The 12,542-nt window shown below is 38.5% G+C and carries 10 protein-coding genes and 1 tRNA gene; 6 read left to right on the top strand and 5 right to left on the bottom strand.

The genetic code is table 11. From position 1 onward, the window contains the following. The coding region (locus HZA38_05770) for a hypothetical protein (protein MBI5414988.1) at positions 1-1,305 on the bottom strand (1,305 nt) is incomplete at its 3' end. A gap of 199 nt (positions 1,306-1,504) precedes the next feature. On the opposite strand from HZA38_05770, the gene HZA38_05765 reads away from it, so the two are divergent. From HZA38_05765 to HZA38_05755, 3 genes are all read left to right on the top strand, one after another. After that, positions 1,505-1,591 (top strand) — tRNA-Leu (locus HZA38_05765). Positions 1,592-1,595: 4 nt separating this feature from the next. Continuing rightward, on the top strand, positions 1,596-3,464 hold the full coding sequence (locus tag HZA38_05760; protein ID MBI5414987.1) for an O-antigen ligase family protein: 1,869 nt from the start codon (positions 1,596-1,598) through the stop codon (positions 3,462-3,464). A 188-nt stretch (positions 3,465-3,652) separates the two neighbouring features. Beyond that, on the top strand, positions 3,653-5,614 hold the full coding sequence (locus tag HZA38_05755; GenBank protein MBI5414986.1) for a hypothetical protein: 1,962 nt from the start codon (positions 3,653-3,655) through the stop codon (positions 5,612-5,614). A gap of 49 nt (positions 5,615-5,663) precedes the next feature. Here HZA38_05755 and HZA38_05750 read toward each other — a convergent pair whose 3' ends face one another. After that, positions 5,664-5,972, bottom strand: a complete 309-nt coding sequence (locus HZA38_05750) for a GIY-YIG nuclease family protein (protein ID MBI5414985.1) — start codon at positions 5,970-5,972, stop codon at positions 5,664-5,666. Positions 5,973-6,445: 473 nt separating this feature from the next. Here HZA38_05750 and HZA38_05745 point away from each other — a divergent pair, with 473 nt between their 5' ends. The 3 genes from HZA38_05745 to HZA38_05735 all read left to right on the top strand — a co-directional run bounded on the left by HZA38_05745 (position 6,446) and on the right by HZA38_05735 (position 8,363). Continuing rightward, positions 6,446-7,372, top strand: a complete 927-nt coding sequence (locus HZA38_05745; GenBank protein ID MBI5414984.1) for a hypothetical protein — start codon at positions 6,446-6,448, stop codon at positions 7,370-7,372. Positions 7,373-7,882: 510 nt separating this feature from the next. Beyond that, positions 7,883-8,044 carry a hypothetical protein gene (locus tag HZA38_05740; GenBank protein ID MBI5414983.1) on the top strand — a complete coding sequence of 54 codons (162 nt, stop codon included), beginning with the start codon at positions 7,883-7,885 and terminating at the stop codon, positions 8,042-8,044. A gap of 64 nt (positions 8,045-8,108) precedes the next feature. After that, positions 8,109-8,363, top strand: coding sequence for a hypothetical protein (locus HZA38_05735; GenBank protein ID MBI5414982.1), 255 nt, complete (start codon positions 8,109-8,111; stop codon positions 8,361-8,363). 79 nt (positions 8,364-8,442) lie between these two features. On the opposite strand, the gene HZA38_05730 is transcribed toward HZA38_05735, so the two are convergent. From HZA38_05730 to HZA38_05720, 3 genes are all read right to left on the bottom strand, one after another. Next, the gene (locus HZA38_05730) at positions 8,443-10,674 is read right to left on the bottom strand and encodes a type IV secretory system conjugative DNA transfer family protein (GenBank protein ID MBI5414981.1); all 2,232 of its coding nucleotides are present in this window, start codon (positions 10,672-10,674) and stop codon (positions 8,443-8,445) included. 147 nt (positions 10,675-10,821) lie between these two features. After that, positions 10,822-11,136, bottom strand: coding sequence for a hypothetical protein (locus HZA38_05725; protein MBI5414980.1), 315 nt, complete (start codon positions 11,134-11,136; stop codon positions 10,822-10,824). A 45-nt stretch (positions 11,137-11,181) separates the two neighbouring features. After that, on the bottom strand, positions 11,182-12,336 hold the full coding sequence (locus tag HZA38_05720) for a hypothetical protein (protein MBI5414979.1): 1,155 nt from the start codon (positions 12,334-12,336) through the stop codon (positions 11,182-11,184). Positions 12,337-12,542: the final 206 nt, after the last annotated feature.

Here is a 12,542-nt window from a genome sequence, read left to right as displayed (position 1 = left end):
TTTACTGTCAACACATCCTTCCTTCCAATTCCATGCATCCGGATGATTCCCATAGCAAAATGGATCCATATTCAGCGCTTTCTCCCCACACTTCGACCCTGAAAACCAGTCCTGCTGCGTCATCGTCTCTGGCGCTGCTCCGTACGTGTTTTGATTCCACTGGTTGTTTGAATCGTACTGATTCTGCTGAGTGGTTGTTGTACATTCAGTTGCTGTCCTTACGCACTTCATCGGATCATTCGGACACATCCGAGACAATCCCATCGGACATGCTTGCTGTTGTGTATTTGCTCCACATTCTGCAGACGTTGTGACACATCTCATCGGTTCATTCGGACACAGCCTCTGTTGCCCAGAAGGACATGTGTTTGTATTCGTAATTGTTTTACAAGTACCTGCATCACACACAAGTGGTGCAGCACATTCTAAGTTGATCAAACAAGATTGCCCTGCTGTCTTTGGAACTATTGTATTATTGACATTTGTATTCGTGCTTACTTTACAAGTACCCGCTTCACACACAAGTCCAGATGCACATTCCAAATTGATTAAACATGACTGTCCTGCTGTCTTTGGAACTATTGTGTTATTGGTATTTGTCGTAGGACAAGCATAGGTTGGAGCTGGCGGACAGAATTGTGGACCACCATTATTCCCTGGACAAGGGTTTGTAGGTTGGTTTGTATTCGAATTTACACAATTGAGTCCTTGATTTTGATTCATTGGATTCGTGCAAACTCCTCCAGTACAAGAAAGTCCAGAAGCACATTCAGAAGCTGCAGCACAAGCTTGCCCAGCTGTTTTCGTTCCTACGAGAGGAGTTACTGTTTCTGCCCCACAAACATTTCCACCTGCAAGAAGTCTGCAATGTCCATTGAGACAATCAATGTCTGCAGTACAAGATTCGCCATCTGCTTTTTTAGGAGCTGTACATGACGAAGCACATGCTCCCTGCGCCGGACAATAAACCTGTCCAGCCGAACAACACCTACTCGTTGCAGCATCTCCACAAAAATCTGTTCCCCAGCAAGTGCTAGAACCACATGGAATTGTTACCGTTGGAGGCACACAATATCCAGCAGTACAAAGCCCTGAAGAACATTCAGAAGGAGCAGCACAAGTTGATCCGTTTGGTTTCGGAGTACTTTGCTGCGTACAATCTGGATCTGCTGGGTCAGCTGGATCACACCAGCCATTCATTATGTCGGCTTTTAAAAATCTTGGCAGATTCTGACCGTTGTCTGTCAGAACAAGACCGACGACTGCGAGCACCGCAAATGCGGCAAGAATGAGATATTTTTTCATTTGTATGTGTATAAAAAATGAAAGAAAAAAATATTTTATCTTTGAATTGTACCAAATCTTTATAAATTTTGCAAGAAAACTTGACGGAGCATCTAAAAATAGCGACAATTCCGGAGCTTTGAGGAGTTCCTCACTCTTCTTTAAAAAGATCTCTGTGTTCTGAGAAAGTCGGGACGCACATGTGCGTCCCCTACGAAGCGGGCAAGTGGTGAAATTGGTAGACACGCAAGGTTGAGGGCCTTGTGGGCGCAATCCCGTGGAGGTTCAAGTCCTCTCTTGCCCACCATTAAATGAAAACACTTAAATTTCCTCTGTATTCAGCCATATTTCTCATTCCTCTCCTTCTGAATCCATGGGGAATGAATATGTATTCCAATCCAAAAATTGTGTGGTTTTTGATATGTATGGCGGGGCTTTTTGGATATCTCGGATATACGATACTTTCTGAGGAAAAAATTTCTCTATTTTTTCATCGAACGATATATCTTTTTTTAGCGGCGCTTTGGCTTACATACGTTTTCTCCACGTTTTTTTCAGCGACGCTGATTCAGAGTATTTTTGGAGAATACTCCGAAGCAAATGGTGCTCTTTTTGCGCTTCTTATTCTTGTGCATTTCCTTGTATGTCTTCAGATTTTTCAAAAAGAAGAAACTATTCGCGGATTTTTTGCCGGTCTTAAAATTCTCGCGGGAATTATTTCGATTCATGCCATTTTTCAATTTTTTAATATCGATCCATTTACTGATGTCAATAATGCGCAGTATTTATTTCGAATATACGGAACGCTCGGACAACCAAATTTTTTGGGGCAATTTCTGATTTTTCCGATAGCAATTGTTCTTTTTGATCTTGAAGAAACTCTTTGGAAGAAAGATTGGAAAAAAAGTATTTTCAATGGATTTCTCGTCATTTTCTTCACGATAACACTTTTTCTCACGAAAAATAGGGCAACGGAATTCGCGCTTATTTTCGGGTTTTTCATTTGGGGAATTTTCTTTTTGCCGATCAAAAAAATCTTTAAATTTTTGGGAGGAATTATTTTCGGATCTGCTGTTGTTGCTGTTCTTTTTTTTGGAGGAATCGATACACGTTCACTCGGCTCACGATCTTTGCTTTGGGAAGGAGCAGTACAATCACTCACGGTGCAAAATTTTTTCATGGGAAGCGGGCCTGATTCATTTGAATCAAGATTTGTCACAGTGATGCCAAAAAAAGTCTTTGAATTTGAGGAGTTTTATACCGTTCCGAATCGAGTGCATAATGAGTTTTTGGAAGTATTTGTGGAAAGAGGAATTTTTGGCGCAGTGCTGTATCTTCTTCCTCTCGCATTTCTCGCATATCTTTTGTTCTGGAAAAAAATTCAAAATTCAACTCAGAAAATACCATGGTTTGCGGTCGCAATGTTTACGATTTCAGTACAGTTCAGCTTTTCTGTTTTGGAACACTCTGTATATCTCGCAGCGTTTTGGGCGATTCTTCTCCTCCAAACGCTCCCATTTTCCGAAATTTCAGTTTCTCTCAAAAATTTTGTAGTACGATTCGTTTCGGCAACGACAACACTTTTCCTGTCGATTACACTTTTCTTCGGTTCCTTATTTTTTCTCAAAAGCGACATGCTTTTGCCAAAAGGAATTAATGCCTATGTGAACGATCTCAAGAGTTCGTATGAGATTTTTAATGAAGCGGCGGAAATTGTTCCATTTTTTGGAGAACCGCGAAAAACAATTTTGGAGCTATTTCTTCCATTTGCAAAAGGAGATGAGTTTTTAATGCAGGAAATGGAAAAGCATTTGCTGAAATATGGAGATCTTACGAATGAAAATTTTCGGTATGAAATTTTTGCGATGGAATTTTCTGCAGCACGAAATGATCTTTCGAGTGTAGAAATGCATTTGAGAGAAGGAAAAAAGAAAGCTCCTGATCTTCCCGCGCTTTACACAGCAGCGGGAAATATTTATTTTGAACATGGGAATTGCTCTAAAGCTCTCGAGAATTATTTCTCACTTCTGTCGCTTGCTCCTTCCAAATATTATCTGGAAAAAAGTTCGGATCCGGACGAAAGAAATCTCTTTCGTATTTTTAAAAAACACGCATCTCAGTTTTTTGAAGCAATGCAAAAAAGAGAAACGTGCCTTTTGCGGCAGAAGAGCTCCTTTTAAGGAGCACCATGAAAACAAATTTGAAGCAAGAGATTTTTCCTCAAAAGACTGTAAAGAAATGATATTCTCATGTTAGTTCTCAGGAAAAGTCTTTTGGAATGGTTTTTTATATTCACAATACGTAATCATCAGCTAAAAATTTCGTGATATTTTTTTGGGAATACGAAATATTTTTTTGAAATTTCTGGATGTCAGACCACTCAGAAAGATGTGACATTACTGGGGAAAAACCTCCTGAAGATTCTCGAGATAGCGAATCACCAGCTCAGCTGCAGACTGCTTTTCATGAGACAGTCGAACAATTCCTCGGCATTTTAGGTTTAAGTGAACCTGCCCGAATGCTTCTTTTTCAACTTTTCGGAATTTTGGAGAAAACGAAAGAATTGGAGGAGTTTTTTAAAGGACTCCTCTCTCTTTCCTCCGAAGAACGTGAGTCTCGACTTCGCCAAGAGTTTGCGGAAAGATTAGGCGATGGTTCAAATATTCAAGAATTTTATAATTATCTTGCCACGTTAAATGCTGTCGACAGTGTAGACATTTCACTTGCACACTCTGGCGAAACTGCAGAAGCGTTCCTTTCTCCACTGGCTTTAGATGATGATATTTTTACCGCTGCAGTTCAAGTTTTGAGAGAAAAAAATGCAGAGGAAGCATTCGTTCAATTTGTCGAGGGACAAAGGCGTGATCTCAGAAGATTGAAACAGAGAGATGGCGATGAAAGACGAGTTTTTGATATGAGAGGCGGCGGAGATTCTGCCGCGCCAAAAAGTGTTGAAGAATATAGTAATCGCGTAATGGATGCGATGCGACAAGAAGATGGAGAGCGGCTTTTTCAGCCGCTTTGCGCTGCATATCAAATTGCTGGACAAGAACTCTTTGGGAAAGACAAACAGATTCTTCCAACCAACGGAACTTTCGATGGATTTAGAAAATTGTGTTTTTACCTTCAACAAAAATATCCTGATCGTCAGGTTATTTTCGCAACTGATTGTGAGTTTTTTCCAATGCGATGCGATGTTCATCAGAATGTTCATTCTCTTGAATTTCCTAATTATCAGTTTTCAGAAGAAATTATTGCAACAAACCTTTTTGCAAAAATCAAAGAATTGCTTTCTGGAAAATCTGAGGCGGAAATTCGGCGTATACCAATTCTCATTGTTCTTTCTTCCACGTTTCGACCCGGAGGAAAAAGTCTGAATACCGAGCTTTTTTTCGAAGAATTCCAGAAAATTCAGACGGCATCAGAAGCTAATTCATCTGAAGTTTTACTGTGGTTCCTCGACGAAAGCTTAGGAGAATTTATCAATGAAAAGACGGATGGTACCGCGCTTAGCAAAAGAACTGGTTCGTATGGAAAAGGAACACTTGTTCTTTCGGGAAACCAAAAAATGCAAGAATTCTTTCCAGATCTTCCCGGTGTTTTCAGCTCTCAAGCCGGAATCAGCACCAAAATTTTTACGGAAGGAATTGTCCATTTTTCACGAATGAAACGCGGAAACCCTTTTGGAACTCGTGATCTTTTGGAGCATCCAGAAATATGCAGAAAAGTGGAAGGAGAAAAAACGCTCGCAGGTGAAATTGCAGCTGGAGAAGAGTTTTTACGATCATCAAGACTCAATGAACTCTTTACGCTGGAACATTCTCCACCAAAAGCAAGCAGACAATCTGGAACACTTCTGAGGCTTGTGCCCGAAGAAAACGCTCAGAATCTCAATCTTGTCCACATTCAACACGAACTTCAAGGACAGGGATTTTATGTCGACACTTTTGCGCTTCGTCAGCATTCAGAATTTGCCGAAATTCAAAGCCTTTTTGACGCCGATCCTTTCGATTTGGAAAACTTTCGAGACGCAGCGGAAAAATTTCAAAACGCCGAAAATCGAAAGGGTTCCATTTTAAGACCACTTGTTCCTGCTCAAAGAAAAGATGATGCAGAATACGTGAGAACATATTTTCAAGAATCAGTACGACTTCATAATTCTTTTCGCATGAGTTTGTCGACAAGTCATCCAAAAGGAACGCTGGTGGAGTTGTTGAGAGTATTGGAAGGTGCTGTTTCTGGTGCTTTTAGCTTGTGTGAGAGTCACATCTCTCCCTCCGTCATGCCGACTGCAGAGACGAAGCATCAGAAGAAATCCATGAAATATTGAGCTTGTCTTTCGGGAGGCATCTCTTGTCTCAAAGAGCGTACGATGATGTCTATTCCTGAAAATTTTCCAAATACCAATGACTCATATCTTCCCATCCTGGATTCATTCGATATATGAGTGATTCTTTCTTTTTCCGAGCATATCCTTGTATTTGTTTCTCTCGAGCAATGGCAGATATCATGTCTTTATGTTTTTCAAAGTAAAGGAGCCGATGGCATCGGTATTTTTTGGTAAAACTCTTCTCAAAAACTCCTTCTTTGTGTTGCCATATTCTCTGACTAAGATTACTTGTTACTCCTGTGTAGAGTACTCTTGATACGCTCCCCATGATGTATACTGTCGAATCTTTTTCTGACATATACCCATTATTTTCCATATTTCATTTCAACTGACAAATCTGTAATTCCTGCTGCATCATCGTGAATGAGCTTCCTCAAAGCTCTCCTCTTCTCCGAATCTGTCGACGGAGGTCGTCGACAGAAGAAGAATATTGTTATAAGACGCTGAGGATACTGTATTCTCTTGGTGACAAGAGATGCCTCCCGAAAACCAAACCCACTTTTTTCTCATCCATACTCCGATATTTCGCATCTGCAGTCGGCATGACGAGAGGGAAGATTCTTTTAATAAGGGTCGCGAGGACGGGCGACCGATATAATTGGATTCAGTATCCCCAAAAAGTATTCGAAAGTGTCGACGGAGGTCGTCGACAGAATCGGATTGTAGGATTACATTGAGCAGAACTTGATATTCGAACATCTCAGAAAAATAGAAATTTTTTTGTTGTGAATAACTCGCGATAATAAAGGAAGTTTTTTTCTCCATATTTTTATGAAAAATCCCCTCTTGTTTTTTGCAAAAATTATTTTCTCCAGTTTTCTGTTTTTCGTAATAAACGAATTTTCTTTCGCCTACGAAAACAATTATAAATTCACAGGGCAAGAGCTCGATCCAGAAACAAATCTCTATTACTATGGAGCGCGATATTATAATCCAAAACTCGGACAATTTGCTTCTCAAGATCCATGGGAAGGAGATCTCACTGATCCTCAGTCATTCAATAAGTATTCATACACGAGGAACAATCCACTGAAATATATTGATCCAACCGGGCTTTATAATGTAAAAACTGGAGAAATTGAAAAAGGCGATACGAAAGACGGTATTGTTGAAGATATAAATAAGGCATATGACGGGCAAATAAATCAAAATGTAACATGGGAAGATGTCGCAGAGTTGAGTTTTTTCGATATGATAGACACTCCTGAAGACTTAATAGGAAAATTTACCAATTTGGGGACAGATAAGGTCGCTAATGTAGACAAAGAACTCGACATACAACTTAAAATGGCGCATAATAGTGTTGAAAGTTTTGAAGAATTAGAGGGAAGGGATATGTATTTATTCGAGTTTTATATTATGTTTGGCAATGATAGCAATTTTGATCTAAAGAATTTAAAAAACAATTCATTATGGGGATATAATGAAGGAAAGACAAAAAGAGAAAGCAGAGATAATTGGGCATACATTTATAAAGGAGGATTTCTTCGTTATGATGCGCCGGGAAATATAGTTGCGGGATATGGAGCAAGTGCAGCAAACGTAAATCCCAATACTTTACATCAAGGAGCATCATTATTAGGAACGCTTGCTAATTTTAGTCATTTTAATTTTACTCTAGGTGATGATCCATTAGATAAGATGTATCTCAACTTAGGCTATCGTTTAAGTTTAGTAAGGGAAGCGTTGCAAAATTAATTCTGAATGAAAAGGGAAAAGTATAATAGAAACATTGATGTGCTTTGTTAAAACCAGAGAAAAACTATAAAAATTCAAAAAATCTTATTTCTTTTTTCTTCAACGACCTTATTATTTTTCAGCTTTAATTTTTCAACATTTCCTAAAATGAGGAAAAATATAATTAATATTTATAATAAAATTATAAATGTCATCATAGCATCAATAATGTGGTTTTGTATTGTTATAATTGTGAGTCTTTATCAGTCAAAAGATACGGCTTTAGATATTATTGATCTCATACTATCTATAACTTATTCTATTCTTAGTTTTATATGGATTATCATAATTATCTCTAGTGTTTTTCTAAAAAAATTGCGATGTATTTTTGATTCTCTTTTTCTTTCCTTTTTTTACATAGCATTTTTTATCTTTTTCAAAAGCTTTATTTCCGGAGGAATATATAGGTGGTATTGTTCTCCAGGATGGACTACTGATACCCCCCTCTGGAAACTTAATTTTGATCACTGTATGGATCAGTTTGATGTTCCTCATCTTTATGGATTTTTACTTCTCATTTTAGAAATAATTCTGAGCGCTGTAATTTTTGTTTATTTAGTACAAATATTTAAATGGGGAAAACTCAAGAAATATTTTCAGCGGGACCCGCCTGAAAGGCGGCTTCCGCTTTAGATGATGAAACATTCGAAAAGATGATAAAAAGTTTTAAGATTTTTTAGGAAATTTTTTAAAATACATGATGAAAAAAAATCTCTCTTTCGGCATTCTCATCACCATAACCATCTACCTTTTTACAGGTTTCGCTTTCTACGTAAATGATGTTCGTTCTTCACGATCTTTAGTACGCATTTGTCCGGAAAACGTCACAACTGAAGATCAGATGCAAGATTGTCCGCAGCAAAACATTTCGCTGAAGGAAGATTGGCCCACTGCCGTAACCGTAACCGTTGGATGGCTTCCGCTCATGATTATGCGAGTCATCTATAAATAATGTCTTTGTTTTTGATGATACAAAAAAGGGCAGGCGCAAGACCTGCCCCTACAAAATTCAATTTAAAATTCAAAATTTCCTATATTATCGGTTCCTCAAATTCCACTTCTTCAAAGTTCTTGTTTCCTCCCTGCGCTTTTTGATCTTCATTCGTCGCGGATTCATTCCACGAAGAAATCATTTTTTCCGCTTCTTCTTTTGGTGTGCAGTACATTTTTCGTGAGTATTCCTGCGCTTCTTTCGCGAAATGCTCTTTTTGCGTTTTCATATCGAGTGTTCGAGCGGAAAAGGCTTGAGTTATTTCGCCATTAATCGACATTTTGCAATAAAATTCTCGAATTCCAAGATTGATAATATCTCGTGGAGTAAAGATCGGATTAAATTCACTCGCAAGAATTCCAGCATCTTCAGCTCCAACACGAAAAGACATAAGCGATCCCACATTTCCAAACACCGTAGTGCGAATTTTCGAACTGAGCTGTCCCATAAACTGATGCGCGATGGTGATATTTAGGCGATATTTTCGAGCCTCTGAAAGAATTTCATCAAATGTATCTGTCGCGAAATTATGAAACTCATCGACGTAAAAGTAAAAATCGGTGCGTTCTTCTTCTGGAGTATCCGCGCGACTCATCGCCGATTGATAGATTTTTGTAATCGCCATTGCGCCAAGAAGTCCAGCATTTTCTTCTCCCAAAATTCCTTTTGAAACTTTCATGAGAAGAATTTTTCCATTGTCCATAATATCTCGAAAATGGAGTTTATTTTCTGGCTGTCCTACGATATTTCGGATCATATTCGTCGCGACAAACTGTCCCATTTTGTTGAGAAGTGGCGTAATCGCTTCCGCATCAAATTTTTCACTCCACGCCGCGAATTCATTTACCCAGAAATTTTTCACGAAATCTTCTTCAATTCCACGAATAATATACTGACGATAGTTTTTATCCGTCAGCATTTTCATAATGGAAAGCACGGTCGTGTTCGGAGAATCGAGAAGCGCAAGAATTGTGTACCTGAGTACGTGTTCAAGTTTTGCATTCCAGTTGATCCCAAAAAGTTTTTTGAAGATTTCGATGAATCCAATGGTGACGCGCATTTTCAGCTCTGGGGGAACTTTTTCGAGCGGATTAAACGCGATTGGAAAATTCATATCCGAAGGATCAAAGAGCACCACATCTTTTATTCGATCTTTTGGAACCATTTTGAGAACATTGTCGACAAGATCTCCGTGCGGATCAAGCACTCCAATTCCTTTTCCATTTTCCAAATCATTTTTAATGAGAAGCTCCAAGAGTTTTGATTTGCCCGAACCTGATTTTCCCACGACATAAAGATGCCTTCTCCGATCAGTTCTCATCATTCCAAAAGGAATGAGGGAATTATGAAAATTAGTTTCTCCTATAAAAGAAATTTCGTGATTGTTTCGATCGATTGGGAGAGATGAAGGCGATTCTGATTTTTTACTGAGCACATAGATAATATTTGGGACTTCGCGTTCGTTGGGAAGATGAAAAAGTGTCGCGAGTTCAGAAAGCGAAAAGAGATTCGTCCTCCCGAGTCTCCTCTGCTTCATGATATTAAAAAAAGCAGGTGATCTCTTGATGGATCCTTTTTTAAAGCGATTGAGATCAAGCGTATTAAACTGTGCATACGCCTGAAAAACTGACTCTATGCGATTTCTCATTCTTTCCGGAGTCTTCGCAAAAACTGAGAGGCGCACTGTGGTATGAAAAAGTCGTTGCTCATTTTTTTTCTGCATTGCCGCCACGATTGTTTTTCGCGTATTTCCTTTTTTAAACCAAAATTTTATGCGAAAAATATGACGAATGGATTCCAGCCACGTTCGAATTCCGCGGAGAAAATGGAAGAAACCAGTATCTCTCTGAGGTTTTATAATATATTCAATAAAGACGCTCTCATCAATTGTTGTTTTTGCCAGTGTAGAAAGGAGCGCTGAAAGGGAATCTCCTTCAAATTCCTCATATATTTTGAGCGGAAGAAGATTGTTTTTTTGGAGAGCAATATCCATCGCGAAAAAATTCGGATTTTCCTCGTGAGTTGCCTGCGTCAAAAAATCAGGAATCTCTATAATTTCCGCTTCAGGGTAAAACGAATAAATCTGACCTCTGAGGAGATCTCCCAAGGTATCTTCTCCTGAAAATCCAAAAGAAATGTGTTGTGTGTGGGCAAAAATTTCAAAACTCACGCTGTTCTCTCCAAGGCTCTCGTGGAGAAGTTCCAAAAGTTCGTGGAACGTTTTTTCTTTTTTCTTATTATCCGGTGGAATTTTGATGAGAAATGTCTTCATACTACGGATATTGTAACGGTACGGGAGCGTAGCGCAAAATCTATTTTGGGGCAATAAAATCAATTACGAATTACGGAATTACGAATTACGAATTTTCTTCGATGTAAATGTTTCGTCATAGGAATTCAGCTGCTTCTTCGCTGAGCATCACTCCACAAAATCCGCAGTTTGGAGGAGCCTTTCGACCTCTTTTGGCGGTATTTTGAGAACAATCTCATTTTTCTTTTCTCCTGGCTTCCAGAAAATGTTTTCTCTGCTTTCTCTGCCTAAAATTCCTGATATCTTCTTTTCTGGAAGAAAGACATCCATTTCGGCGCTCTTGAGGAGAACCACATGAGCGCTGAGCACGCTAAAAACAGTGTGCTCCATTTCTTTTGTACTTTTGAATGGAACGTTCCCTGAGAGGATGGCGTTCCATCCTCCTTCAGCAGTTTCGAGGATGTGGAGATGTACTGAACTCATAAAATTTAAAATCTAGAATCCAAAATCTAAAATTTTTCCCTTCTCCTAATACACTTCCTTCAAATAACACTCTTCGCAGTATACTTTTTCCGGTCTTTCTGGAGCGTAGGTCGATGCAATTTTTTTTGTGCATTTCATACAATTTCGTTCCCACAATTTTCGCGGATTTCTGAGCATCATTCGGTCATTATGCCGACAATCGGGACATTTGTGAGGAATAGGGATGTTCATATCTCGATAAAATTTTAATTCCGGTTCAATAATTCGATAATTTCTCTTGCATGATTCACACGCGAGGATTTCACTCGTGATGGTATCGGAGACGTCGGAAATACAATCTGAAATCTCATATGCTTGAGATAAGCATGCTTTTTCATCATCATTTCTCCACTGATATCCTCTTTTCGTTGCCTCCTCTTCAGAAAATGGAAAATATTCAGAGGCAAGTGTTTCATTGTAGACAAAAGGAGAAATGGATGTGGGGAAAAATTCGCCCCATTCTCCAGTTTTTTTCATGTGTTTGATAATTTTTTCTCGAAGTTTTTCATATTCTTCTTTGGTATATTGTTTATTGAGAATGCAGTATTTTTTATTTTTGAGTCCTACACAGCCAAAGAGATTTGAAGAATGATGACAATGCTCGCTGTACCAAACTTCACTGCTGTGAAAAACATAAAAACAAAAATGAATGTTATTTGTCCCGATAACACCCATGACCTGATAGGAAAATTCCGGATTAATATACATATTTGAACAGTCAAGAAGATTTTTTGCTTGCACACCGACGTGGACATAACGGCAATCTTCACTGTCATTTATGTCATAGCAATCGATACAATTTTTGCTATTCCGAATAAAATCTCCAGTGCATCCTTCACTGTTCACAATATTGCTGTACTTTACTGTTTTCTTTGCCCTGAGTTTATGGAAACGCTCTAAAACTTTTTGCTGAAGAATATATCCCTGTATTTCTGCAACTCTTTTTTTATACTCTTCTTTTGAAAGTTCTTCATTCATGAAGTGATATTTTTTGCCGCTGAGATTTGTGCAAAGAAAACAATTTTGGCAATTCTGAACACTGTCACAAAATGCGGAATCAACAACATTTTCCGAATTATAAATATGAATTCCGTTATAAGATTTTCGAACATTAAAGCATTCGTAGAGAAGCTCTGAATCATAGATATATGAAGAATCCACAATATTTTTTGAATTCTGAATCAGCTTACCATAATATGAGTCCTCGCAGTATTCGGAAGAGTTAATACGTACATTCTAAAATTATAAGCACCACCCTAGAGATAAAATAAGTTTATATTTTATTTCTAGACATGAAACAAGTTCGCAAGCCAATCAGCTTCAAAGAGCGAGAGGAAATAGAGAGGATGTTAGAAAAGAAAAAGTCG

It is taken from the genome of Candidatus Peregrinibacteria bacterium (assembly GCA_016220175.1).
GTDB lineage: Bacteria > Patescibacteriota > Gracilibacteria > CAIRYL01 > CAIRYL01 > JACRHZ01.
Note: the sequence above shows the minus strand (reverse complement) of the source record. Positions and strands in the feature narration are given on the sequence as shown.